Here is a 24,514-nt window from a genome sequence, read left to right as displayed (position 1 = left end):
AGCTTTTAAAAAGTACATTTTAAAAGTCATAGGAGGCAGAAAATATTTGTGAAGCATACAACAACATTTTAAAACTTTAAAAAGGAATACAACCAATTGTATTGAAATATTCCGTTTGTTGTATGCTTTTCTATAATTATTGTTTTAAAATTCAGTTGTGTAGTTTTTATTGATTATCCTGTTGTGTATTATTGTTTAGAGCGGTGGTGTTTGTTTGGTTTATGTAAAGTTTTACATATGGGGTGGTTTTTATACTATTATAAAATATTTAGGATAGGGTTCTGAGCCTATTTGCGTGCTTTGTTTTAAGAACACATCTCTCAAAATGCGCAAACCTATTTCACGATGGTGCTCATGAATGGTATAGCTGTAAAGTTCCTCTTGAAATATATAAAATTCATTCAAATTGTTATAAGACCTATTTGTGCATCATCATCTTTATGTTTAGTAAAAGTACACGCTGACATTATAATGCACTTTTTCAGTTCTCAATATTGCTAAAGCTCTTTATTATTTGAGAGTTTTTATAAGAGAGATTTTTATTCTTTTCTTTTATCATTTTTACTCACACGCCCGCTTTGTTTGTGATGTGCAGGAAAAAGATATTAATTGATTCAATGTGAGGGAGTTTGTGATAAGAGAATCTTATAATATTCAGCGTTATGAATCAAGTTGAAAGTGATATTTATTGTTATAAATCAATGTGTTATATATGATAATGAATCATATGAAGAGAGAAGCCAAGAGGAATTCGCTCAAAGAAATTGAATTGTTTAATGATTGGTGTGGGTTAAGGATATTTGTCATTTAAGATGAAGAGGGGAGGGATTGAATATTCTACAAAATACCACTCTTTTTTAAAAGAGCGGTATTTTTATATCTTTTCTTTATCACACTATCTTTTTGATGATAATGACAAGTTATACAGTGTGATTAAATTAGTTTTTGCTTCTCTGTTTTTCTTGATCATTGCTTGTTATGTCTTAGAAAGATGATATGTTTCTTCTTTAAGGTTGTTAAGAAATCGTAATGTTGCCAAAATATAACGAATAACTAAAATTTTTTTGAAAACCATAATTACATGAGAATATTAAGTTTGTTTTCATTGGGCAGTTTTCTGATAACTTAAAAAATTAAGCATATGTTTTCTATAGGTATAAATTTAAAATTCTAATTTTTTATCCTCTTGTTGTTCTCTTATAAAAGTGGGAAGCCCCATACGATCAAGATATTTAAGGAAAGGGCGGGGTGGTAATTCCTCTACATTGACCATAGTCTTAACATCCCATTCGCCTGTAGCAATGAGAAGGGCTGTAGCAGCAGCTGGTACGCCAGCGGTATAGGAAATGCCTTGTGCTCCAGTTTCATGAAAAGCTTGTTTATGATCGGCTATATTATAGATAAAAATTTCTCGCAGGTGTCCATCTTTTTCGCCTTTAATAAGATCTCCGATACAGGTTTTTCCTGTGTAGTTTGGGGCGAGAGAGGAAGGGTCGGGTAAGACGGCTTTCACGACTTTCAAGGGCACGACTTCTTGACCTTCTGCCGTTTTAATCGGTTGTTCGGATAAGAGTCCGAGGTTTTTTAGAACCGTAAAAACAGTGATATAACGTTCACCAAATCCCATCCAGAAACGGACGTTCTCCACATCGAGATTTTTCGATAATGAATGAATTTCATCATGCCCTGTCATATAGGCTTTTTGTTTTCCAACAACGGGGAGATCCCATTCATGGCTGATTTCAAACATTTTATTGGAAGTCCATTTTTTATTTTGCCATGACCATACTTGTCCTGTAAATTCACGGAAGTTAATTTCTGGATCAAAATTTGTAGCAAACCAACGCCCATGATTTCCGGCATTAATATCAATAATATCAATATCTGTGATTTTATCAAAATAATTATCGCGCGCTAATGCTGCATAGGCATTCACTACACCTGGGTCAAAACCTGCTCCTAAAATAGCGGTTATACCAGCTTTTTCACATTCTTGACGCCGAGGCCATTCATAATTGCCATACCAAGGAGGTGTTTCACAAATTTTCAAGGGGTCTTCATGGATCGCTGTATCGATATAAGCGCATTTGGTTTCAATACAAGCTGAAAGAACAGACATATTAAGAAAGGCAGAACCAACATTAATGACAATTTCGCATTTGGTCTTTTGGATGAGCTTTATAGTTTCTTCTACATTCATGGCATTGAGCGAATGGCTTTTGAGAACACCCTGTTCTTTCATAGTGTTTTTTTCTTTAATAGAAGCAATGATGGCTTCACATTTTTTGAGTGTTCGTGAAGCAATATGAATTTCACCAAGAATATCGTTGTTTTGAGCACATTTGTGTGCAACAACTTGTGCAACACCTCCAGCACCAATAATGAGAACATTTTTTTTCATTGTAGGTTCATCTCCTTTTTAATACTGTTGTATGACGTTTTTATGGTTGATCTTTATGAAAGGCTTTTCTGATAGTCGTTATAGCTGAATTGGCGTTGAAGTGTTAGTGTACCATCGCATTCTTTGAGAACAATAGCAGGCATTGTAACGCCATTAAACCAGTTTTTCTTGACCATTGTATAACCTGCTGCATCCTGAAAAGACAGCCGATCGCCTATTTTAAGAGGTTGTTGAAATTGAAATGTTCCAAAAATATCACCAGCAAGACAAGATTTTCCACAAACCATGATTTCGTGTGGTCCTTGATTCGGTTCTAATTTGGCATTTTCACGATAAATGAGAAGATCAAGCATATGTGCTTCAATTGAGCTGTCAACGATGGCAAGATTCTTTTCATTATACAATGTGTCAAGAACACTGACTTCTAATGTGGTGCTTTTGGTGATAGCAGCTTCTCCTGGTTCTAGAAAAAGAGTAACACCATGGGTTTTAGAAAATTGTTTTAAACGTTTTGCGAAAGATTCTAAAGGATAATTTTCAGCGGTAAAATGGATTCCGCCACCAAGGCTTATCCAGTTAACCGCAGCGAAAAGTTCTGCAAATTTTTCTTCCATGTGATTCAGCATTTGGTTAAAAAGATTAAAATCAGCATTTTCGCAATTGTTGTGGATCATCAGGCCATTTATGAGGGGTAGAACTTCTTTTATAGCGCTTTGATTGGTTTCGCCTAAGCGGCTAAAAGGGCGGGAGGGATTGGCAAGATCAAAATTGGATGCGCTGATTCCTGGATTTAACCTCAAACCCCGTTGGATGGTTTTGCTAGCTTTAGAAAAACGTTGAAGTTGTTGGATTGAGTTAAAGATAATTTTGTCTGCATAGCTACAGGCTTCATCAATTTCATGATCGGCCCAAGCAACCGAATAAGCATGTGTTTCTTTGCCAAATTTTTCTCTTCCTAAACGCAGCTCATAAAGGGATGATGATGTGGTTCCATCCATGAACTCAGACATTAAATCAAAAACACTCCATGTGGCAAAACATTTCAAAGCAAGTAAAATTTTAGCTCCAGACATTTCCCGTAAACGAGAAATTGTTTGCATGTTTTTGATGAGTTTCGATTTGTCTATAAGGTAGTAGGGGGTTTTTATCATCATTTATTCATTCTTCTTTGAAGGATCTTATTACCAAGATCAACGTTTAGTACAAAGAGTAACAGAATGTCTCAAGAAAAAAGAGTCTTAAGAAAAGAATCTGTTTCTGTCTAGAAAGAGAAAGGCTTTCTGTAATTACTGTTGTTTATTATTTTGAGTTTTGCGTTATGAGTATGAAAAAAAAATTATATTATGCTTTAGCTTTTGTATTGGTTAGCAGTTTTTTCATTGTAACAACTACTCTTGTTAATTGGGGGCAAAATAGGAGTGATGCTAAAGCCAAACTGGTTACTCAGACTTCTGTCCAAGATAGTTCGGTGCCTTTGATTTTTACGGGGCGTAGAGAACTTAATGGTTTTAAAGGTTATCGTCATTATCGGCGTGGTTATCGTAAATATAGTGATAATTGGTGGTATCCTGAAGTGGCATTTGTTACGTCACCGCACTTAAGCACAAAAAGCGCATCATTAAAAGCTGTACCAGATGCTAAAAAAGTGTTTTTAACGTCTTCTTCGGAAAAATTAGAAAAAAAAGAGCCATGGATGCTTAAACAACATATTGAATCTTGCCGTGCGCGTTATCGCTCTTATAATAAAAATGATAATAGTTTTCAGCCTTTTCATGGGGGGCGTAAACAGTGTTTATCACGCTTTTTTAAAGGATAGAAATTATTAAATAAATTTTTAATTGCTTCTTGTCGTGGGCGTTATTGTTCTTACAATAAAGGGAAAACTTGCGTGGTGCGCAGCATTTTCATGAAAGCGTTTTTTTTGAAAAATTTAAATACTTTTAAGTTTTATTAAATCTTATTATCATTAAGTGTGGAATGGGGGGTGAGGATATAAGTTTTTGTTTTGTCGATGACAAAATATTAAGGACAGGATGGAGTTGAAAGAATGACAACACGGGAAGCAATGTTGATATTGCTCGTTTTGCTTCCCTTTGGTGGAAGTGCTATCATTGGCTTTTTTCGCTCGACAGCAAAAAATAATGAAGCATGGTTTGCTGGGATTGTTGCACTTTTCTGTCTTATTTTTACAATAATGCTTTATCCGGAAGTTCGCGGAAACCACGTAGTGCGTTTAGATATTTCTTGGCTTCCAGAATGGGGGAGCGATTTGATTCTCCGTATAGATGGTTTGTCGTGGCTTTTTTGCTTGCTCATTACAGGAATTGGGTTGCTTGTTGTCATTTATTCACGTTATTACATGGATCCAGCAGATTCTGTACCGCGATTTTTTTCCTTTTTTTTGGCCTTTATGGGATCAATGACGGGAATAGTCTTATCAGGTAATCTCGTCTTTTTGGTTATTTTTTGGGAACTCACCAGCATTTTTTCTTTTTTGTTGATCGGCTATTGGTATCATAATGCAAGTGCGCGTGAGGGTGCGCGTATGGCTCTAACGATCACAGGTTTTGGCGGTTTTGCACTTTTTATTGGGGTTTTATTGATCGGGTATATTGTTGGCAGTTTTGATTTGGATAAAGTGCTGCAGTCTGGAGATATGATCCGGTCAAGTTCTCTTTATAGTCCTGTCCTTATTTGTATTTTATTGGGGGGATTAACAAAAAGTGCGCAGTTTCCCTTTCATTTTTGGCTGCCCAATGCGATGGCTGCTCCAACCCCTGTATCGGCTTATTTGCATTCAGCAACCATGGTAAAAGCGGGATTGTTTTTGCTTGTTCGTTTATGGCCTGTGCTTTCTGGGACAGAATCTTGGTTTTGGCTGGTTGGCTTTTCAGGACTCTCTACATTGCTGCTTGGTGCCTATTTTTCCATGTTTCAGCAAGACTTGAAAGGGCTGCTTGCTTATTCAACTATTAGTCATCTTGGATTGATTACCACGCTTTTAAGCCTTGGTAGTCCACTTGCTTGTGTTGCAGCGATCTTCCATATGGCTAATCATGCTACTTTTAAAGCTTCTTTATTTATGGCTGCTGGTATTATTGATCACGAGACGGGAACACGTGATATGCGTAAATTGTCAGGGCTTTATCGCTCTATGCCTATTACAGCAACTCTCGCTTTAGTTGCAAGCGCAGCGATGGCTGGAGTTCCTTTGTTGAATGGTTTTTTATCGAAAGAGATGTTTTTTGCTGAAGCTGTTGAAACGCATATGGAATCATGGCTCGATTGGATTGCACCTTATGTAGCAACGCTGGCTAGTCTGTTTAGTGTAACCTATTCTATACGCTTTATTCATGGCGTTTTTTTGGGACCAAAACCTGTCAATTTACCCAAAACTCCCCATGAACCACCGCATTTCATGCGTTTACCAATGGAGCTTTTGGTGTTTATTTGTTTAGCAGTTGGTATTTTTCCTAATTTAACAATAGGACCTATTTTAGATAACGCGGTTGTGTCTGTTTTAGGATCAATGACAATCCCTTATAGTTTAGCTGTTTGGCATGGGTTTAATACTCCATTAGTGATGAGTTTTGTTGCGTTATTAGGAGGCGGATTACTCTACGCTGTCGGGCACCGTTATTTTTTATCCTGTGATGATGGAGCGCCTTTTTTTCGTCACTTAAATGGACCGCGTATTTTTGAACGCATTCTCGTGATTATTTCTTGGAAATGGGCACGTGCGGTGGAATCTATTTTGTCAACACGTCGTTTGCAGATACAGTTGCACTGGATTTTTTGGGTGTGTTTTGCATTTGTTGGTCTTTTACTTTGGTGCGATGGTTTTATTTCAGCGGGGGCGTTACCGCTTTTCCCAGTTGATATTCCCTTTCTCGCTCTTTGGTTAGTTGGCGGATTATGTGCACTTTTAGTTGCTTGGCAAGCAAAGTTTCATCGTCTTGCATCACTCATGTTGTCGGGGGGAGCTGGTTTGATGACTTGTGCAACCTTTTTATGGCTTTCTGCTCCTGATTTAGCAATAACACAATTAGTTGTTGAGGTTGTTACAGTCGTCTTATTATTGCTTGGTTTACGGTGGTTGCCTAAACGTTTGCATAATCCTACTCCAACGCCTGTTCGTTTTTTCGTGCGCTTGCGTCGTATCCGTGATTTCATCATAGCCCTTGTGGGAGGTGCTGGTGTAGCATGGCTCTCTTTTGCAGTGATGACACGTCCTCAAGGTACGACGATTTCTGATTTTTTTCTCACCAAGGCTTACTCTGATGCTGGTGGTCGCAATGTTGTGAATGTGTTGTTGGTTGATTTCCGTGGTTTTGATACTATGGGAGAAATTGTCGTTTTGGGTGTTGTATCACTCACTGTTTTTGCCCTTTTACGGCGGTTTCGTCCTGCCCCTGAAAGTATTGATGCACCTTTTCAGCAACGTGTCCAGAAAGCCTTTGATATGGCACAGCCTAATCGAAATGTGGGAGATACAGTGTTGAATTATTTAGCTGTTCCTGCTGTTATTATGGGTTGGCTCTTTCCGATTATTATCGCTTTTGCTATTTATTTATTTATGCGAGGGCATGATCTGCCAGGAGGTGGATTTGTCGGTGGTGTTACTTTGGCGATAGGATTTATTTTACAATATCTTGCACGCGATATTCGGTGGGTGGAAACGCATTTGAGAGTTTTACCTTTGCGTTGGATGGGCTTTGGTTTATTGTTGTCAGTCGTAACGGGGATGGGCTCTTGGTTTTTTGGATATCCTTTTTTAACATCCTTTTTTCGATATATTCATTTTCCGTTAATTGGAAAAGTTCCCATGGCATCTGCTTTTTTGTTTGATTTTGGTGTGCTTTCTCTTGTGTTAGGAGCAACTGTTCTCATTTTAATTGCACTTGCACACCAGTCAATTCGGAGTTACCGAATCGGTAAGAAACCTGTTTTGAAAGAGAAGGAAAATTAATGGAAATTGTTCTTTCTTTAGGTATTGGTATTCTTGTTGGATCAGGAATTTGGCTTATTTTACGTCCACGCACTTTTCAAGTCATTCTTGGTTTGTCTTTGATTTCCTATGGTGTCAATCTTTTTATGTTTTCAATGAGTAGACCGCGTAGTAATGCCGCTCCAATTGTTGATCCTACTACTGTTATTAATCCAGCTAATTATGTCGATCCTCTTCCTCAAGCCTTAGTTTTAACTGCGATTGTGATTGGTTTTGCAACGACAGCTTTATTTTTAGTTATTCTCTTGGTTTCACGCGGTTTAACGGGTTCAGATCACGTTGATGGACGTGAGGTGCAGTGATGGAAGTAGGGGTGCACCATCTCCTTATTTTGCCTATTCTTTTGCCGTTAATCACTGGAGCACTTCTTCTTTTTTATGATGAACGGCGTTCGAAATTTAAATCATTGATTAGTCTTTTTTCGGCGGGATTGTCGGTCGTTATTGCTGTTTTACTGATTATACGTACTCTTGAAATAGCGCCGGCTTGCGATGTTTATCGGCTTGGCAATTGGCTCTCTCCCTTCGGAATTGTTTTGGTCCTTGATCGTTTAAGCGCCATGATGCTTTTACTTTCAAGCTTATTGGTGACTAGCGTACTGGTTTTTGCGCGGGCTCATTGGTACAAAGCGGGTTCTCATTTTCAGTCACTGATGCAATTTTTCATGGTTGGAATGAACGGCGCTTTTTTGACCGGTGATTTATTTAATTTATTTGTATTTTTTGAAGTTATGTTAACGGCTTCCTATGGGCTTGCTTTGCATGGTTCTGGTCAGACACGCGTGCGTGCAGGGTTGCATTATGTTGTGGTTAATCTTGTTGCTTCATTACTTTTTTTAGTTGGTACAGCACTTATTTATGGAGTCGCTGGTACTCTTAATATGGCCGATTTGGCTGTTAAAATAAAATATATATCTTCTACAGATATTGTTTTGTTCGAAATAGGTGTTGCACTTCTAGGTATTGCTTTTTTGCTTAAGGCTGGTATGTGGCCGCTTAATTTTTGGTTGGTGCCAACTTACAGCGCGGCAGTAGCGCCCGTTGGAGCTTCTTTTGCACTTTTGAGCAAGGTGGGTATTTATATTATTTTACGTTTAACGCTGCTGTGGTTTGGTCCTGAAAGTGAATATTTTAACCATTTTGGTCATACGGTTTTGTTTTATGGTGGGCTTGCCACTTTGATTTTTGGTTTTATTGGGGTATTGGCGAGCCAAGTTTTGGTGCGTTTGGCAGCTTATAGTGTTCTTGTCTCTTCTGGTACATTGTTGGCAGCAATAGGGATTGGCAATGCAGCACTGACAGCAGGTGCACTTTTTTATATTGTTTCTTCAACTTTAGCACTGGGAGCTTTTTTTCTTTTGGTAGAGTTGGTTGAACGCTGTCAAGATGTGGCTGCTAATGTTCTGGCTGTCACAATGGAGGTTTATGGTGATGATGAAGAGGAGGAAGAAGATGAAGTTGGCACATATCTCCCTGTAACCTTGGCAATTCTTGGGGCTTGTTTTGGTATCTGTGCCATTTTGATTATTGGATTGCCACCTTTTTCTGGTTTTGTTGCTAAACTTATGATGTTCATGGCAGTTTTAAACCATAGTAGAGAGGATTTTTTTGCCTCTCTTCCGGTTTATCATGATTGGCTTTTTGTGGTTTTTGTCACCCTCTCAGGTTTTGCAGCTTTGATTGCACTGACACGAACGGGGATTCGAACTTTTTGGGTTTCTCTTGAAGGTCGCGTTCCCCGTGTGCAGGTGATAGAATTTGCGCCTATTGCTGTTCTTCTTGCCTTGTGTTTTCTTATAACAATTGTAGCCGGTCCTGTTAGTCATTATATGTCTGAAACTGCTAAGACTTTGTATGAACCTCAGAATTATATTGGGAGCGTTTTAACGGATTTTTCTCTCGAAAAGAGGGAGATGAATAAATGAATCGTTTTTGTCCTTCTCCTTTTTTCAGTGGTGTCATTGTCCTTATGTGGCTTATTTTAAATGGTTTTAGTTTAGGGCAATTGTTTTTAGGTATTATAACCGCTTTGTTTTGTGGTTGGATGATACGGCTTCTTGAGCCGGAGAAGGTTGCTATTAAAAACTGGAGTGCGGTTTTTCGTCTTATTTTTCGAGTCTTGATAGATTCTATATCCTCAAATATCTCGGTGGCTTGGTTTGTTTTAACAAAAAGGTCTCGAAAACAGCGATCTGGCTTTATTGTAGTGCCTCTTCTGCTTCATAATCGCACTGCTTTGGCTATTTTAGCGTGCATCCTTTCGGCAACTCCTGGAACGGCTTGGGTTGCCTATAATAGTAAAAAGGGTGAGCTTTTGCTCCATGTCCTAAATTTAAAAAATGGATATGATTATCAACGATTGATAAAACAACGGTATGAGAAGTTACTTTTGGAGATTTTCTTATGAGTATGGTGATCCTTTATTGGGGGCTTTTCTTTTCACAGTTTTTTTTAAGTTTGGCGGTGGTCTTCGCATTGTTTCGGTTGATTCGTGGTCCACGGGCACAGGATAGAATTGTTGGTTTGGATGCTCTTTATATAACCACTGTTCTTTTGTTTCTTACATTCGATATCCGTTCAGGAACAACCATTTATTTTGTTGCTGCCCTCATTATTGGGTTGTTGGGGTCTGTCTCAAGCATCGCTTTAGCGAAGTTTCTTATGCGGGGGGAGGTTATTGAATGAAAGATGACGTATCGCTTGTGGTTGCTATTGCTATCACGGTTTTCTTAATATTAGGGTCTGGATTGACACTGATCGCAACGATAGGTTTGGTGCGTTTTTCCAGTTTTTATGAGCGTTTGCATATGCTTTCAGTATGTACGAGTTGGGGCGTTGGTAGCATTCTTATTTCTTCATTTCTCTATTCAATATTTGTGGACCATTATTTTGTTTTTCATGAAGTGTTGCTGATGTTTTTTTTATTTTTAACAGCACCGGTAGCTTCTATGTTGCTCTCACATACAGCAGCTTATCGACATCATTCAGAAGAACAGTCAGAAAAACCGCTGGCTCTTTTATTAGACCAGACGGAGGAAAAGTTACTCACGTCAGAAGGAACATCAAGCGATGAGAGCCAGCGCGGTTCTTGAAATACAAGAAGCTTCTTTATTCTGTGCTTTTTTCTTCTACACACGTGAGGGACGTTGCGTGGTCTTCAGTAAGAGTATTGTAGAATGAGGCCTCGTTTCCTTTTGTCCACCAAACATATTCACCCCCTACATATTTTGCTCCAGAAGCAGAAACGACATTGGAAGCGATGATGCGCTTTCCATTCCATTTGAGATCAACTAATGCAATATCATTGGTAGTGTAGTAGGTTGCTTCAACACGTTCTTTTTTTGTTTCATTGCTGCATTGATAGACAGCGGTTTCTTTTTTTGGTTCTGAATCGTCTGGTACCTCAATGACTAAAGAGCCGGCAAAGGCACTCGTTGAGCTAAAAAGCGATAGATTTAAAACGACTAAAAACCGTAAATTAAAAAGAGTTTTTTTCATAATGATTCCTTCGTTATTTAGAACAACAATGTTGATTCATCTTTACAGTGGATGGGGGTTTTTCTTTCTGGATCACGAAGATGATCGTAAAGTGTGACTTCGTTGTTCTTTTTCCACCAAATATACCAGCTTCCTTCGTATTTTTCCCCTGTGTCTGCGACTACATTTGCAGCAACGACGCGCTCTCCTTTCCATTTGAAATCAACCAACGAAATATTATCAGCATTGAGATAGACCGCTTCAACGCGTTCTTTACCTGTTCCAGTATCGCACTGGTAGGTAATGGTCTCAGTTTTTGGCTCTGGATTGTCTGGTACCTCAATGATAAAAGAACCAGCTAAGCTATTGTTTGAGCTGAAGATTGATAAACTTAAAGCGGTGAAAAATCCTAAAAAATGTAAAGTTTTTTTCATGATGCTTCCCTATATTCCTATATTGTTCACAAAGAATAATTTGATTGATACAATGGTGTCTACGGCAGGATTCGAACCTGCGACCCCAGGATTCATACCACTTCGATTTTCACCGCCAGCTTTTCATGGCTGTTTGTGGTCTGGACTGTCTCTTCACCTTGAAGCTTTTAGCTCTTTAGGTGCTGCCCGTTCAGTCTCTACACCTTTCTCTCATTTGAGGAGAGACTTGGCTCGGGATTGGCATTGGCATATAGTCTCCCATGAAGCTTTCCCCGAATTTGAGCAGATCCACTTTGAGGATTTCTCCTTAAAGCGCCCAATTTCTTTAGGAATCCTGTGCTCTATCCTACTGAGCTACGCAGACATCATCATACTTATTCCTTTAATAGAAGTATAAAAACGAATCAATTATATTCAATATGAATTAACGAATTTCTGCTAATTTTTGTTCCAGAAAAGTCAAAACTGCTTCCGGAGAGACATTTTTTGCAATAAATGATTGACCAAGTCCGCGTGTTAAGATGAAGGTCAAATTGTTTTGCGAAACTTTTTTATCTTGGGCAATGAGAGTCATTAAAGTGTCAGAATCTGGTAACTTCCCTGGGATATCCTTTAATTGTGTAGGCAACCCTATAGATTTGAAGTGTGCTTCAATACGTTGTGTAAGTGTGGGACTTATCAAATTTAGTTGAGCAGAGAATTGATGCGCTAGAATCATTCCAATTGCTACAGCTTCGCCATGGATTAAGCGGTCTGAGTCATAGGCGGTTGCTGTTTCAAGCATGTGTCCAAATGTATGGCCGAGATTTAAGAGCGCGCGCTCTCCTGCTTCGTGTTCGTCACGTGCTACAATGGCAGCTTTAAATTGGCATGAGCGGACAATAGCTTCTGTTCGTATTGGGCCATTGGAAAAAATTTCTTTCCCATTTTTTTCAAGCCACTCAAAAAAATCAGGCTGGTTAATGAATCCATATTTAACCATTTCTGCGTAACCAGCACGAAATTCGCGCGGTGGTAGGGTATCAAGAAGACATGTGTCAGCAATAACGCATTGCGGTTGATAAAAAGTACCAATAAGATTTTTACCATATTGGCTATTGATTCCAGTTTTTCCACCAACGGAGGAATCAATTTGTGCAAGAAGCGTTGTGGGCATTTGAATGAAGTTCATACCACGGCGGATTATACTTGCCGCAAATCCTGCTAGATCGCCAATGACACCACCACCAAAAGCAATAACACAATCGCCTCTTTCTAAACGCGCAGCAAGAATTTGACCGATGACAATTTGCAGGGTTGAAAATGATTTTGATTGTTCTCCTGCTTCTACAATAATAGGAACAGTATGAATTTTATTTTTTATTAACTCTGCTTGTAATATTTCCAAATGAAGAGAAGCAACATTTGTATCTGTAACAAGTGCCAAGCGCGTTGGATGAGGATCTTTTTTGTTAAGAGCATGTTTAATCTGTGAAGCAGCTTGTGCAATCAGATTCGGACCAATGATGATATCGTAACAGTGTTTGTCCAGTTTAACAGTGACGGTCTTTGTTTGCATGCTGGTTGTCCCTATTGTTAATTTCTGTGTATAGGTAGTGCTGTACAGATCGTATAACATTTTGTGCTACGGTATGACGGCTTTCTTTATGACTGTTAATTGTTAAGTTTGACTTTGCATAGATAGGATAACGCTGTTCCATGAGTTTTTGCATGGTTTCTTTAGGATTAGCTGTTTGAAGCAGGGGGCGTGCTGGGTGTTTTGAGACACGTTTCATGAGGATATCAAGATCGACTTTTAGCCATATGGATATACCATTTTGGTGAATGGCTTTTCGGATATTTTCATTTATGTAGGCACCACCACCTGTTGCTAAAACAAGGGGACTTTTTTTTATGAGGTTTAGAATAACACGCTGTTCAAGAGCACGAAATTCTGATTCACCATAAATTTCAAAGAGTTCAGTGATTGTCATTTGCGCAGCTTTTTCAATTTCTTGGTCAGAATCATAAAAGGGTAAACGGAGCATGGTGGCGACGCGTTTTCCGATCACTGATTTTCCTGCCCCCATAAGACCAACAAGGACAAGTACTCTTTTATCAAGGGACGATAAGAGCTGATTCTTTATTTGTGTTATGGGGACGCGTTTTGGTCGATTGCTTTTCATAACTTTATTTCGGCATTTATCCATCTTAAAGTCAATTCCTGTTAATCTTTGTGAGGCATAATACGAGATAGAATATTTTTGGTAGGTTATTATCTTATGCCAACATTGACCAGATTTTTGATGATTCTTTTCATTTTGCTTTCTGTTCTTTTCATTATAATGGGTGCTCTTGTGGTTTGGGTTGAACCAGTAACTGTGGATATGTACATTGATGTCCCCTTGGATTCATGGAATCTTTCTACGGAAGCGAATCAATGAAATGAAAAGTGGTGCTGTGATAGATCATTTTCTTGAGATGATGAGCGCGGAGAGGGGGGCTTCACCTCATACGCTTGCGGCTTATCAGCATGATTTGCAGTGGGCACAAGACGAATTGTCTTCACACTCTGTTTCGCTTTTTTCAGCAAAAAAAGAAGATTTAATTACTCTTTTATCGCTTATGCATACTTTTGGTTTTGCGGCATCGTCGCAAGCGCGCCGTTTATCGACTTTGCGTCAGTTTTATCAATTCCTTTATGCTGAAGGGTTGAGAGCAGATGATCCCTCTCATGATATTGACGCGCCTCGCCAAGGGCGTCCTTTGCCAAAAATCATGAGTGAAGATGCAGTGATAAAATTGCTTGATTTAGCACAGTTAGAAGTTAATCAAGCTCATTATGGATCTAAGGATTATCTGCGTGCATTGCGTCTTCAGCTATTGAGTGAAATGCTTTATGCAACAGGATTACGCATTAGTGAATTGGTGAGTCTGCCTGTGCAGGCTGTTCGGGGGAAAGCATACAGCATTTTGGTTCGTGGTAAAGGCAAAAAAGAACGAATGGTGCTGTTATCAAAAAAAGCATATCAAGTTCTTTTGCAGTGGTTAAATTTGCGTGATCAGGGAAAGGATGCCGCAAGTTCTTATCTTTTTCCAGCGCATTCAGAAACAGGGTATATTGCGCGTCAAGTTGTTGCACGGGAGTTGAAAAATCTCGCCACAAGGGCAGGAATTGAAAGTAAACACTTTTCTCCCCATGTGTTGCGCCATGCTTTTGCTAGCCATCTTTTGCAAAATGGTGCTGATTTGCGTGCCGTTCAACATTTGTTAGGTCACTCTGATATTGCTACCACTCAGATTTATACCCATGTGTTGGAAGAGGGACTTTATCGTTTAGTTAATGAGCATCATCCACTTGCCGATGAGCAAAAGGCTCGTTAAAGAAAAGGTGATGTTTTTGAAAAAGACTTTATAAAGCAAATTATAAGTGTATAAGTGACACTGAATGAGTTGGTACAAATGTATAATTATCTTGATTTTGAAAAACCAGTTGCTGATCTTGATGGGAAAATTCTTGAATTAAAAAAAATTTCTCAGGAAAAAGGCAGTCTTGATATGAGTGACGAGATTGCTCGTCTTGAAACGCGTTCCCAAACAGCGTTGCGCGATATTTATAAAAAATTATCGCCGTGGCAAAAAACACAAGTCGCTCGTCATCCTGATCGTCCCCATTTTATGGACTATTCTAAACGCTTATTGAATGATGTTACACCTTTGGCAGGAGATCGCAAGTTTGCTGAAGATGAGGCTATTCAAGCTGGGTTTGCACGCTTTAGGGGAGAAGCAGTTGCTTATATCGGTCAAGAGAAAGGTCACGATACGCAAACACGTTTGCGTTATAATTTTGGTTCTGCACGTCCAGAAGGCTATCGTAAAGCTGTACGTATTATGGAAATGGCTGACCGCTTTGGTTTGCCACTTCTCACTTTTATTGATACAGCAGGTGCTTATCCTGGTGTGAGTGCTGAAGAACGTGGGCAAGCGGAAGCAATTGCTCAATCAACAGCTGCAACTTTGCGTTTGAAAGTTCCTGTGGTTTCCGTTGTTATTGGAGAAGGCGGTTCTGGAGGGGCGATAGCAATCGCGGCTGCCAACAAAGTTTATATGTTGGAGCACGCAATTTACTCTGTTATTTCACCAGAAGGAGCAGCTTCTATTTTATGGCGTGATCCAGCTCGTGCAAAAGATGCTGCAATGAATATGCGTATTACCGCTCAAGATTTATATCGCTTAAAGATTATTGATGGCATTATTTCGGAACCTTTAGGGGGAGCGCATCGTGGCAAAGAGATTGTCATTGATGCAACGGGTGATGTTATTTCGGAGGCTTTAAAAGTTATGGCTGGAAAAGATGGTGAAGCTCTTAAACAAGAGCGAAGGGAAAAATACCTTCAAATTGGTCGATCTCTAACATAGGTTATTTTTTGTGAGGGGTGTTGGATTGGAGTTTTATTCGATGACATTTAGCAGATTCCTCGCTGTGTGTGTGTTGTTTGTAATGGGAATATTAGCGGCATGTGGGGGAAGATTGCCAGCTTCTATTCGTGCCAAAGTTGAGCAGCCGTTGCCACAAGAAATCCAGAACAGAATGGCTTTGTACGATATTGATCCTTATGCACCAATTGTAATGCGATTTTTCAAGGAAGAAAATCTTGCTGAAGTTTGGAAGCAATCTCGTTCAGGGCTTTTTATCTTGGTTGCTCGCTATGGCATTTGCAAATGGTCTGGTAAGCTTGGACCTAAATATAAAGAAGGGGATCTTCAGACACCAGAGGGTTTTTATACTATTAGCGCAAACCAAATGAATCCTTATTCAAAATATTATCTTTCTTTTAATATAGGATTTCCTAACCTTTATGATCAGGAAAATGGTCGTACAGGAAGCAATCTTATGGTGCACGGTTCTTGCTTTTCCGCAGGTTGTTATTCTATGAGTGATAAGAACATGGCTCAAATTTATGCGTTTGCACGGGATGCTTTTAAAGGAGGACAAAGAGAGTTTCAGTTGCAGGCCTTTCCTTTCCGCATGACCGAGGATAATATGTTACGTCATAGCAATGATCCTCATTATCAATTCTGGGTTATGCTTAAGAAAGGTTATGATTTTTTTGAAAAAAATCGTCAGCCTCCAACTGTTGAAGTTTATGGAAAACGTTACGTTTTTAATCGCGATATTGATAAAACTTCAGTTTCTCTATTGCAGTGAGTGTTATTGTATCCTGATGGACCGTAGACACTATCACTTATAAATGGCGATACAGGATATGCAAAAACTTTACGCATAAGGTGTTTAAGTGAGTAGTCAGTCTTTTAAAGCCTAGAGTTTTTTCATAGAGTCTTATGTAAGTAAATCAGATGAAGTGGGAAGCCAAGAGGAATTTTCTCAAAGAAGTTGGATTGTTTGCACATCGGTCAATCTTCATTTTTAGTGAAGAGTAAGTTAATATAAAATGTACTTCTCTTTTTATTTCTTTCAAAGAGTTTTATTCTTTCATGCTGTAAAATATTATCTTGTCGTGCTATTATATAAGATACATTCACACATTTTAAAATGCGATATTGCCTCTGTCTGATTTTGTTTTTTTCTTAACAGGGATTTTGATTTCACTTAGCTGGAGTAAATATAGAGTTGAGCAGAATATTTTAGAACCAAGAATTTGTCCAATCGGTCTGTGAAATGAATCGCATGAAGTGGTTCGCAGATGAAGTGCATTTAGAGAGAAAACAATCTGATTACAGATTTATGGATATTAAAATTTTTATCATAACAATTTGATTTACAATGACAGTTTATTATTTTTAGTTTGAATTGAGGGACTCAATATCATAAGATCCTTTTATCTTAAAATCTGTTTATAATGAATCAATCGAAACCATTTTTTGCACACCATAAAATTGGATTAGCATGTGAATAAAACTCTTAAAGAAAAGAGCACAGATAGTTTTCATGAGTACTCTAAAGTGCCAAGTTTTCTAAAACATTTTTAACTGGCAAGAGTATGAGGCTATCAGTTTGCTCCTTTAAAAGCATAAAGATGGTGGTGCCAATGAATTTAATGTTATATCATTGAGGGTGAGAAAAAATTAAAATTTTATTCCTGGAATGATCAGAGGATTTTCTAAGAGAGCTGTTTTGTCTGCAGTATCTATTGCTGGTTTATTAAAGAAAGCATTGAGGAGCTTTTGTATTGCTTCTTTTTCAACACCATCGGCAATGATGACAAAACGTGTTTGTTTTATTCCTTTTGGCCATGCTGGCAATCTTATGGGAGGATGAAAAAATGTTTGTACGCCATGTAATACAAGTGGGCGATAAGGGTCATCATGCAGTGCGATAATTGCTTTAATACGTAATAGTTTTGTACCATAACGCTCTTGTAGGAGATCTAAAAAAGCTTCAATTGTGGCGTAATCAACAGGACCCTCACAGTTGAGTGAAAAGGTACGAATGGTTTTATGGGGGGTATGATCATGTGGGGTAGTCGTAAGATTTTGTTTAAGTTTTGTATTTTCTACTTTTTCATCCCATAATGTGTTATTTATTAACAGATTTGAACAAAAATCTTCAGAATGGGCGTCAATGATTTGTGCTGTAGGATTAATCGTTTTAAGTGTGTTAAGGAGCGTATCTGAAAGCGTTTGTGGGTCTCTAAGATCTGTTTTGGTGAGAATAATTTTATCAGCAAATATTAATTGTTTATATATTTCAGGGTAGCGCTCACATATGGAAAGTGTGCTTAATGTATCAAATGTTGCAAGAACAGCATTTATGGATAATGTTTGAATAAATAACGGGTGGCTTAAAAGTATTTGTAAAATAGGGGCGGGATCAGCCATCCCTGTGGTTTCAATGATAATATGATTGAGTTGTTTGATCTGTCCTGTTTGAACGCGATTTATTAAATCAATTAATGTATCGATGAGATCACTGCGTAAATTGCAGCATAAGCAACCATTGGCAAGCTCAATAATTCCTTCTGTCGTTTTTTCAACTAGAAGGTGATCAATACTGATTTCGCCGAATTCATTGATGATAACAGCACATTCTGTTAAAATAGGGTCTTGTAGCATACGGTTGAGCAAAGTTGTTTTGCCAGAGCCTAAAAAACCAGTAATAAGCGTGAGAGGGATGCGCTTTATTTTCATGTTAATCATCAACCGTGGTTTTGTTTTAAAAAAACATATTTCCGTACGTCTAACCAATTTATAATGGTGTCCGTGAGGGATATAATGGTTAACACCCTATGAAATCCATTGTACCACTATCTTTACGCTTATAAAGGTAGGTGTATGCAGGGTATATCATACACTTTTTTAGCGTCAATGTTATGATAATTCTTGGTTCTTGAAAGAATTTATAGGAGGAATTTTTATTCCTTGTTTTAATTATTTTATCTACATGTTCATCTACCTCGTGATGTGCAAGAGACTGGTTTTTATTGATTCAACAAATACAGATTTGAAATGAGAGAATCTTACAACATTTGTGGTTCTAACATAAGATACAAAATAATTAATTATCATTATAAATCAAAGTATTATAATTAATCGTAGATTATGATTTATGGCTTTTTTATAGAATGGTTTGCGCGTCTTTTATACGAACTATAGGGCTTTCTTAGTGGCTTTACTGTTATTTTAGGTGTTTTTGGCGTACGAATGAGATGTACTGGTAAAGGATGAGAAAAAGGAGGTGGAGCAGTGATAAAAGGTGAGGTGAGAATAATATTTCCTTGATCATCATATGAATTTGCATGCATTTTTATGGCTTCAGGTGTGCATGTTTGTTGTCTCATATTGTTGGCTTGTGTTATATTTCTCCCATAAGGTTTTAATGTTGCTAGTGTTAATTGGGGTCTTCCTTGGTGCAAAAATCCTGTTTCAAGAAGTTGTGCAGCTTTTTCTTCTCTTTCAGTTATGTTGTTAGCACCTAGAATGACAGTAATAATTGTACGTTTATTGCGTGTGGCTGAGGCAACAAGATTAAAACCCGAGGCACAAATAAAGCCTGTTTTCATACCGTCTATTCCATAAAAACGGCCAATGAGGTTGTTTGAGTTATGCTGGACTTTTCGATTGTTACCAAAATCAATGGCTGGAATAGAAAAATAATGAGCATATTGTGGAAATTCTCGACGTATTTGAACGGCTAAAAGAGCAATATCGCGCGCTGTGGAGTAGTTTTGAGGGTCTGGTAAACCACTTGCGTTCGCAAAATGCGTTCCAAACATGCCTAAACGTTTAGCTTCGCTATTCATTTTACGTACAAAATTTTTCTGTGAACCTGCAACAGCTTCACTCATGGCAATGGCTAAATCATTGGTAGATTTAACCATGGTGATACTTAAGGCTGTATCAAGTGTGAGTACAGAACCAGCTTTATAGCCTGAACGATATGAGGGAGCTTTTGCGGCGTATTCGCTGATGGTGATATGTTTGTCTGGTGAAATTTCCCCTCGGCTCATGGCACGAAAAATAACATAAGCGGTCATTAATTTTGTCAAGGAAGCAGGGTACCAACGCTCAAAAGCTTGATTATGTTTTAAGATATGCCCCGTTGTAACATCAACAGAAATAAAAGGCTGCGCTAGAGCAACAGCGCTGAATAAACTCAAAATCACAGAAAAAAATAAATTATAGAAGAGACGTTGCATTAATTTAAATCGAGTTCCTTCTTATTCGTTATTTAGAATTGTTTTAATGTAGCACACAAAGCTTTTAAGTCTAGGTTAGGAAGGAAAGATGGTTAATTGCTGTATCCGTTGTGTCTCGGAGATAAAAACCAATACTCATTTTTATTTTCCCCTTGAATTTGGTTTGATGACTTACAGTATCTTAAGAAATACTTTTTAAATAATGAAGATTGTACAAGATTTCAGGTTCTTGGGGGATTGATGTTTCTTAGGAAGGAACGAATCGGCATAATCATACATTTTTCTTGTCCTCCTGTTAGGACAGCCCTTGGCACTTGAGAGGGGTCGTAAAAAGCATTTAATCTTTTCTTGTATCGTTTTATTCACACAGATATCCCTGCTTGTAATGTGCAAGCAAATGATTCTAATTGATTCAATATGGAATAGATTTGAAATGAGAGAATCTTACGGTATTTCGAGGTCTCATTCAAGTTGAATAACGATAAAATATCCTTATAAATCAATATTATGTATGTTATTTAAACGATTTTAAAGAGAGGAAGAATTCTTTCTCAAAAAAAATTCATACATTGGTCATTTCTTATAATGTACATGTGTTTTATAATTTTGAATTAGAAAGTTTGAAGTATCTTTCTTATATTTTTGTTCCATATACTCTTCTCAATATACAAAGTGATGCATTATTCTGATCAATCAATACATTGTTTCATGATGAATGATTTAGTTTTTGAAGTTTCTGAACAGCGTATGGTGGCATAGGAGGAGGGGTAGGATCTTGAGCTGCTAAGAGAAGCAGTTCATCACATGCTTTTTCAGTTTTTTGGACAAGTTGATCTAGAAAATCACGTTTGCTTAAACCAGCTTCTATCGGGGGAAGAATACGGACACGAATTGTTCCGGGATAGCGGCGAAAATTATTGCGTGGCCAATATAAACCCGCATTGTGTGCAATAGGCACAACTTGAAGCCCTAATTCATTATAGAGCGCGACAATTCCTGACTTATAATCTGGTTCTTGACCGGGTTGTCGGCGTGTTCCTTCGGGAAAAATCAAGATTTGGCGCCCTTGTTTTACTTTCTCTTTTGCCTTTTGTATAACCATTTTTAAGGCTTTGATGGGCGTTGTACGGTTAATGGGGATAATTTGTGTTTTTGCCATATACCAGCCAAACAATGGAATCCACATCAATTCACGTTTTAAAATGAGAGTAGGATCATCTAAATAGGGAACAAGACTGAAAGTTTCCCAAGCCGATTGATGCTTTGGAGCAATGATATAAGCTCCTTTGGGAAGATTTTCTAAACCTTCAATCTCATAACTTGTACCTGCGATGTATTTTTGCAAAAAGAGTGTAACGCGCGCCCATGTTTTAGGGACAATCCATGCCTTTTTGCGGGGCATTAAAAAATAAACGGGAGCGTAAAGGATCATTTGTATGAAAGTTGTTGTATAAAAAGCGAACGTAAAAAGAATAGAACGAAGGATAAGCACTACATTTTCCATTTTATATCTATAAGAAGACTTCGTATATAATATAATTCACATGAGAAAACATCTTCTTTATGTTTTTTCAAGCATCTATTTTTTCGGTAACTCATTTTCCGATATTTAAAAACAGAAGGAAAGAGGTTGATGGAATTACAAAAAGATAAACTTTTTATTCCACGGATTTTATCTATTGCGGGAACAGATCCTTCTGGTGGCGCTGGAATGCAGGCGGATTTGAAGGTTTTTTCAGCTATGAAAACTTATGGTATGAGTGTGGTTACAGCTGTTGTTGCACAAAATACTCAGGGTGTGCGTTCTTTTCAGGCATTAGATGCTTCTTTTGTTGCAGATCAAATTGATTCTGTTTTTGAGGATATCCATGTTGATGCCGTTAAAATTGGTATGGTTGCAAATGCTCAGATTGCACAGGTTATTGCAGAACGTCTTGCTTATCATAAAGCACGTTTTATTGTTTTTGATCCGGTTATGGTTGCAAAAAGTGGTGATGTTCTTTTAAAGTCTGATGCAATTGAAATTATGCGTGATGTTCTTGTGCCGATGTCAACTTTGATCACGCCAAATTTGCCTGAAGCTGCACTGTTATTGGGAGGTGAAGTGCAATGGTCTTTAGAGACTATGTATCAATATGCTCCACGACTCTTGGCGCTAGGGTGTCATGCAGTTTTGTTAAAAGGGGGACATTTGAATACGCTTACCAAGAATAGTACAGAAAATTACGATTATTCTAGTCCAGATCTTTATTGTGATTGTGAAAACCTTGTTATACTTGAAGCTTCTCGTCTTTCAACCACTCATGATCATGGGACAGGGTGTACCATTTCTGCCGCCATTGCAGCTCTGTTACCTACCCAACCTTTGGATTGCGCTGTTAAACAAGCAAAAGATTATTTGCATGGCGCTTTAACTGCCTCAAATGCTTTAAAAGTAGGGAAAGGGCGAGGGCCGCTTCATCATTTTTATGCATTATGGAAAGATTAATACAATAATTGATTGTGAAAAATCTTCACTCTATGAATTTGTTTCGTCATTATATGCTGTATATGCTGTTTTGGACTTATGACTGATAAGTGTTAGCGCATTGTAGATTAACAGTTATTTTGTATTAAGAAGAATGAGAAAAAAATGTTATAATCTATTTCTTTTATATATTTTTTACGATTAATCTATCCTGTTTCAGAGGCAATTTTGAGTATAAAAAGAGAGCAAGGAATTGTAAAATCAGGATTTGATAGCAAAAAGAGTAGAGGGAAAGACCTTTTACAAGGCGATATTAAAGCTGGCTGATCCCGCCATATTTGCTGTTTCTTACATTGGTGGCAAAACAGGATGAGCCGAAGTCGTTATAAAAATTATTGAATATATCTAATATTTACAGAATTTTTTGTCGGCATGGGTAGGGTTTTCTAAATGGCAATTGATACGTAACGTCATTATCCTCTTTTTATGGAACTGCTTTATGGAATTGTTGGCGTTTCAGATGAGCAGCCGTGAGGAGTTTCAACATTTAATACAGCAAGATCTAGAAACTTTTATGGATTTAGAGCGGCTTTAAGGTTTTTATATTTATAGTGATTAAGTTTTAGCGAGAAGGTAGTCGATCGCACAATCGGAGTTTCAATAGACTTGTAGCGTGTGGTTTAATCTTTTCAAACTTGAATTTTTATTCTGTCATTTAATGGATTTCACCATTAAGTATTTAAAATGATTTGATTTTATTGTGCACTATGACTGTTCAACACCTTATTTTACGTTGATTGAAGTTTTGTTCCTCATATAAAATAGTATGCTTCAAGTAGAGTGCACTTATATTATTAATTAACATGTTTATTTTAAAGAGATTTCTCATCATCAACTGTAATCTAAAAAAAGAAACAATATACATAAAGGACCTTTAAAAGGGTTTTGAAGCTCCTTTGGTTATTGTATAAAGCGAAGATTTTTTCTATTAATTGACTAACAGACTAACCATCTAACAAACTATGATATAACTGTAGTTTTAAATATTTGCTTTTTCGAGTTTTTTATAATTATCAGTAACAGACAGTAAATTATCGATCATATCAAATAAAATTTTCACTTGTTCAACTTAGATCTGTGATAGATATCTTTTTTAAGACAATGATCCTGAAAATTATAAAAGTAAGAAAATTTGAGTGAGTCATTTGAAACAATTATATTTGTAATAACTTTTTTAACTTTTCACTATCAGTATTAAAGAAGATTGGCTAAACTTTCTTGGTTGTATAGATTGGTTTTCTGTATTTGAGTTTTGCTGAAAATAATAAGTTCGCTTATCGATGAAAAGAATTCATCGCTCAATGATCATGTGTTTATTGGAATAAACTTTAAATTCACCAAAGTTTATAAAACCCAATTTTTTATAAATGCCAATTCCCTCGTGAGATGCTTGCATACCAATAACATGACATTTCTTTCTTTTTAAATGCTCAATAGCAATTTTTGTCATGAATGTCCCAACACCTTTTTTCTGAAAATCTGGATTGGTGACAATATCATACACTCCACCAACTCCATCTGCTTTAATACAAAAACATATTGCTACAGGATTATTATTTATGTAACCAACGAACATCTCTACATCGGGACCTTTTTTATAACAACGGCCTATTGTTTCATAAAATATAACCGCTTCTTCATCAAAAGGCTCGAAGATTGATGCCGTAACATTTCCGTAATCTCTAAAATCTTGAAGTGATTCAACTTCCTTGATTTTGAAATTATCTGGCGTAGAAGTAACATGTGAGTCTATATTTTGTGCTAAAGCTGCCATTCCTACCTCTGTTTCAACATGCTCTAAACCAATAGATAAGAGAACTTCATCAACTTTATAATGAGACGAATGAGGTCCAACCCACCAAGCTAAAGGTAGTTTTTGTGCATTAAAGGAATGGATTATGGATTTTGCTTGGTTTGTAGGTATAATTTCTTGTAAACTTTTAGCAGAGACAATATTGAATGTGTCTGAAGCAAATGTTGAATTAACAGAAGATACTCCATTTGGAAAATCAACAACCTTCATTTTAGGGCA

21 protein-coding genes are annotated in these 24,514 nt (G+C 37.5%); 11 read left to right on the top strand and 10 right to left on the bottom strand.

Features of this window, described 5'->3' with window-relative positions; genetic code table 11:
- Positions 1-1,162: 1,162 nt before the first annotated feature.
- Positions 1,163-2,401 carry a saccharopine dehydrogenase NADP-binding domain-containing protein gene (locus ACFIJ9_RS00405; protein ID WP_375635342.1) on the bottom strand — a complete coding sequence of 413 codons (1,239 nt, stop codon included), beginning with the start codon at positions 2,399-2,401 and terminating at the stop codon, positions 1,163-1,165.
- Between the two features lie 53 nt (positions 2,402-2,454).
- Positions 2,455-3,552 carry a carboxynorspermidine decarboxylase gene (locus ACFIJ9_RS00400; protein WP_375635469.1) on the bottom strand — a complete coding sequence of 366 codons (1,098 nt, stop codon included), beginning with the start codon at positions 3,550-3,552 and terminating at the stop codon, positions 2,455-2,457.
- A gap of 167 nt (positions 3,553-3,719) precedes the next feature.
- Between ACFIJ9_RS00400 and ACFIJ9_RS00395 the strand changes: the two genes are divergently transcribed.
- The 7 genes from ACFIJ9_RS00395 to mnhG all read left to right on the top strand — a co-directional run bounded on the left by ACFIJ9_RS00395 (position 3,720) and on the right by mnhG (position 10,500).
- Complete coding sequence (locus ACFIJ9_RS00395) at positions 3,720-4,217, top strand: BA14K family protein (protein WP_375635341.1); 498 nt, start codon at positions 3,720-3,722, stop codon at positions 4,215-4,217.
- A gap of 231 nt (positions 4,218-4,448) precedes the next feature.
- Positions 4,449-7,370, top strand: a complete 2,922-nt coding sequence (locus tag ACFIJ9_RS00390) for a monovalent cation/H+ antiporter subunit A (protein WP_375635340.1) — start codon at positions 4,449-4,451, stop codon at positions 7,368-7,370.
- On the top strand, positions 7,370-7,711 hold the full coding sequence (locus ACFIJ9_RS00385; protein WP_015857096.1) for a Na+/H+ antiporter subunit C: 342 nt from the start codon (positions 7,370-7,372) through the stop codon (positions 7,709-7,711). The genes ACFIJ9_RS00390 and ACFIJ9_RS00385 overlap by 1 nt, the downstream gene beginning before the upstream one ends.
- Entirely contained in the window at positions 7,711-9,333 is a 1,623-nt protein-coding gene (locus ACFIJ9_RS00380) for a monovalent cation/H+ antiporter subunit D (RefSeq protein WP_375635339.1), read from the top strand. The genes ACFIJ9_RS00385 and ACFIJ9_RS00380 overlap by 1 nt, the downstream gene beginning before the upstream one ends.
- A complete protein-coding gene (locus tag ACFIJ9_RS00375) occupies positions 9,330-9,815 on the top strand; it encodes a Na+/H+ antiporter subunit E (RefSeq protein WP_375635338.1) in 486 nt (161 codons plus the stop codon). Before ACFIJ9_RS00380 ends, ACFIJ9_RS00375 begins: the two co-directional genes overlap by 4 nt.
- Positions 9,812-10,093, top strand: coding sequence for a K+/H+ antiporter subunit F (locus ACFIJ9_RS00370; protein ID WP_375635337.1), 282 nt, complete (start codon positions 9,812-9,814; stop codon positions 10,091-10,093). The genes ACFIJ9_RS00375 and ACFIJ9_RS00370 overlap by 4 nt, the downstream gene beginning before the upstream one ends.
- Positions 10,090-10,500 (top strand): monovalent cation/H(+) antiporter subunit G, encoded by a 411-nt coding sequence (gene mnhG / locus ACFIJ9_RS00365; protein ID WP_375635336.1) that lies wholly within the window; start codon positions 10,090-10,092, stop codon positions 10,498-10,500. The genes ACFIJ9_RS00370 and mnhG overlap by 4 nt, the downstream gene beginning before the upstream one ends.
- A gap of 16 nt (positions 10,501-10,516) precedes the next feature.
- On the opposite strand, the gene ACFIJ9_RS00360 is transcribed toward mnhG, so the two are convergent.
- The 4 genes from ACFIJ9_RS00360 to ACFIJ9_RS00345 form a co-directional block, all read right to left on the bottom strand.
- A complete protein-coding gene (locus ACFIJ9_RS00360) occupies positions 10,517-10,906 on the bottom strand; it encodes an MliC family protein (protein ID WP_375635335.1) in 390 nt (129 codons plus the stop codon).
- A 17-nt stretch (positions 10,907-10,923) separates the two neighbouring features.
- Positions 10,924-11,319 carry an MliC family protein gene (locus ACFIJ9_RS00355; RefSeq protein WP_375635334.1) on the bottom strand — a complete coding sequence of 132 codons (396 nt, stop codon included), beginning with the start codon at positions 11,317-11,319 and terminating at the stop codon, positions 10,924-10,926.
- A gap of 424 nt (positions 11,320-11,743) precedes the next feature.
- A complete protein-coding gene (gene aroB, locus ACFIJ9_RS00350; RefSeq protein WP_375635333.1) occupies positions 11,744-12,877 on the bottom strand; it encodes a 3-dehydroquinate synthase in 1,134 nt (377 codons plus the stop codon).
- Positions 12,852-13,484: a shikimate kinase gene (locus tag ACFIJ9_RS00345; protein ID WP_375635468.1), complete on the bottom strand. Its 633-nt coding sequence runs from the start codon at positions 13,482-13,484 to the stop codon at positions 12,852-12,854. The genes aroB and ACFIJ9_RS00345 overlap by 26 nt, the downstream gene beginning before the upstream one ends.
- A 259-nt stretch (positions 13,485-13,743) precedes the next feature.
- Here ACFIJ9_RS00345 and ACFIJ9_RS00340 point away from each other — a divergent pair, with 259 nt between their 5' ends.
- The 3 genes from ACFIJ9_RS00340 to ACFIJ9_RS00330 all read left to right on the top strand — a co-directional run bounded on the left by ACFIJ9_RS00340 (position 13,744) and on the right by ACFIJ9_RS00330 (position 16,507).
- Entirely contained in the window at positions 13,744-14,682 is a 939-nt protein-coding gene (locus ACFIJ9_RS00340) for a site-specific tyrosine recombinase XerD (protein WP_375635467.1), read from the top strand.
- A 78-nt stretch (positions 14,683-14,760) separates the two neighbouring features.
- The gene (locus ACFIJ9_RS00335; RefSeq protein WP_375635466.1) at positions 14,761-15,717 is read left to right on the top strand and encodes an acetyl-CoA carboxylase carboxyltransferase subunit alpha; all 957 of its coding nucleotides are present in this window, start codon (positions 14,761-14,763) and stop codon (positions 15,715-15,717) included.
- Between the two features lie 40 nt (positions 15,718-15,757).
- The gene (locus tag ACFIJ9_RS00330) at positions 15,758-16,507 is read left to right on the top strand and encodes a L,D-transpeptidase family protein (RefSeq protein ID WP_375635332.1); all 750 of its coding nucleotides are present in this window, start codon (positions 15,758-15,760) and stop codon (positions 16,505-16,507) included.
- An 878-nt stretch (positions 16,508-17,385) separates the two neighbouring features.
- Here ACFIJ9_RS00330 and ACFIJ9_RS00325 read toward each other — a convergent pair.
- The 3 genes from ACFIJ9_RS00325 to ACFIJ9_RS00315 all read right to left on the bottom strand — a co-directional run bounded on the left by ACFIJ9_RS00325 (position 17,386) and on the right by ACFIJ9_RS00315 (position 21,459).
- Positions 17,386-18,447, bottom strand: a complete 1,062-nt coding sequence (locus ACFIJ9_RS00325; RefSeq protein ID WP_375635331.1) for a CobW family GTP-binding protein — start codon at positions 18,445-18,447, stop codon at positions 17,386-17,388.
- 416 nt (positions 18,448-18,863) lie between these two features.
- Positions 18,864-19,955 carry a D-alanyl-D-alanine carboxypeptidase family protein gene (locus tag ACFIJ9_RS00320; RefSeq protein ID WP_375635330.1) on the bottom strand — a complete coding sequence of 364 codons (1,092 nt, stop codon included), beginning with the start codon at positions 19,953-19,955 and terminating at the stop codon, positions 18,864-18,866.
- 706 nt (positions 19,956-20,661) lie between these two features.
- Entirely contained in the window at positions 20,662-21,459 is a 798-nt protein-coding gene (locus ACFIJ9_RS00315) for a 1-acyl-sn-glycerol-3-phosphate acyltransferase (RefSeq protein ID WP_015857082.1), read from the bottom strand.
- Between the two features lie 129 nt (positions 21,460-21,588).
- Between ACFIJ9_RS00315 and thiD the strand changes: the two genes are divergently transcribed.
- A complete protein-coding gene (gene thiD / locus ACFIJ9_RS00310) occupies positions 21,589-22,443 on the top strand; it encodes a bifunctional hydroxymethylpyrimidine kinase/phosphomethylpyrimidine kinase (RefSeq protein WP_375635329.1) in 855 nt (284 codons plus the stop codon).
- 1,330 nt (positions 22,444-23,773) lie between these two features.
- Here thiD and ACFIJ9_RS00305 read toward each other — a convergent pair.
- Positions 23,774-24,505, bottom strand: a complete 732-nt coding sequence (locus ACFIJ9_RS00305) for a GNAT family N-acetyltransferase (RefSeq protein ID WP_375635328.1) — start codon at positions 24,503-24,505, stop codon at positions 23,774-23,776.
- Positions 24,506-24,514 lie beyond the last annotated feature (9 nt).

The organism is Bartonella sp. MR90HLJMH (assembly GCF_042194115.1).
Taxonomy (GTDB): Bacteria; Pseudomonadota; Alphaproteobacteria; order Rhizobiales; family Rhizobiaceae; genus Bartonella; species Bartonella grahamii.
This window is presented reverse-complemented; position numbering and strand designations above follow the sequence as displayed.

Bases quoted from the DNA above. Each gene is read 5' to 3' on its own strand.
- ACFIJ9_RS00405 (WP_375635342.1), bottom strand. From the start codon at position 2,401: ATGAAAAAAAATGTTCTCATTATTGGTGCTGGAGGTGTTGCACAAGTT.
- ACFIJ9_RS00400 (WP_375635469.1), bottom strand. From the start codon at position 3,552: ATGATAAAAACCCCCTACTACCTTATAGACAAATCGAAACTCATCAAA.
- ACFIJ9_RS00395 (WP_375635341.1), top strand. From the start codon at position 3,720: ATGAGTATGAAAAAAAAATTATATTATGCTTTAGCTTTTGTATTGGTT.
- ACFIJ9_RS00390 (WP_375635340.1), top strand. From the start codon at position 4,449: ATGACAACACGGGAAGCAATGTTGATATTGCTCGTTTTGCTTCCCTTT.
- ACFIJ9_RS00385 (WP_015857096.1), top strand. From the start codon at position 7,370: ATGGAAATTGTTCTTTCTTTAGGTATTGGTATTCTTGTTGGATCAGGA.
- ACFIJ9_RS00380 (WP_375635339.1), top strand. From the start codon at position 7,711: ATGGAAGTAGGGGTGCACCATCTCCTTATTTTGCCTATTCTTTTGCCG.
- ACFIJ9_RS00375 (WP_375635338.1), top strand. From the start codon at position 9,330: ATGAATCGTTTTTGTCCTTCTCCTTTTTTCAGTGGTGTCATTGTCCTT.
- ACFIJ9_RS00370 (WP_375635337.1), top strand. From the start codon at position 9,812: ATGAGTATGGTGATCCTTTATTGGGGGCTTTTCTTTTCACAGTTTTTT.
- mnhG (WP_375635336.1), top strand. From the start codon at position 10,090: ATGAAAGATGACGTATCGCTTGTGGTTGCTATTGCTATCACGGTTTTC.
- ACFIJ9_RS00360 (WP_375635335.1), bottom strand. From the start codon at position 10,906: ATGAAAAAAACTCTTTTTAATTTACGGTTTTTAGTCGTTTTAAATCTA.
- ACFIJ9_RS00355 (WP_375635334.1), bottom strand. From the start codon at position 11,319: ATGAAAAAAACTTTACATTTTTTAGGATTTTTCACCGCTTTAAGTTTA.
- aroB (WP_375635333.1), bottom strand. From the start codon at position 12,877: ATGCAAACAAAGACCGTCACTGTTAAACTGGACAAACACTGTTACGAT.
- ACFIJ9_RS00345 (WP_375635468.1), bottom strand. From the start codon at position 13,484: ATGAAAAGCAATCGACCAAAACGCGTCCCCATAACACAAATAAAGAAT.
- ACFIJ9_RS00340 (WP_375635467.1), top strand. From the start codon at position 13,744: ATGAAAAGTGGTGCTGTGATAGATCATTTTCTTGAGATGATGAGCGCG.
- ACFIJ9_RS00335 (WP_375635466.1), top strand. From the start codon at position 14,761: ATGTATAATTATCTTGATTTTGAAAAACCAGTTGCTGATCTTGATGGG.
- ACFIJ9_RS00330 (WP_375635332.1), top strand. From the start codon at position 15,758: ATGACATTTAGCAGATTCCTCGCTGTGTGTGTGTTGTTTGTAATGGGA.
- ACFIJ9_RS00325 (WP_375635331.1), bottom strand. From the start codon at position 18,447: ATGAAAATAAAGCGCATCCCTCTCACGCTTATTACTGGTTTTTTAGGC.
- ACFIJ9_RS00320 (WP_375635330.1), bottom strand. From the start codon at position 19,955: ATGCAACGTCTCTTCTATAATTTATTTTTTTCTGTGATTTTGAGTTTA.
- ACFIJ9_RS00315 (WP_015857082.1), bottom strand. From the start codon at position 21,459: ATGGAAAATGTAGTGCTTATCCTTCGTTCTATTCTTTTTACGTTCGCT.
- thiD (WP_375635329.1), top strand. From the start codon at position 21,589: ATGGAATTACAAAAAGATAAACTTTTTATTCCACGGATTTTATCTATT.
- ACFIJ9_RS00305 (WP_375635328.1), bottom strand. From the start codon at position 24,505: ATGAAGGTTGTTGATTTTCCAAATGGAGTATCTTCTGTTAATTCAACA.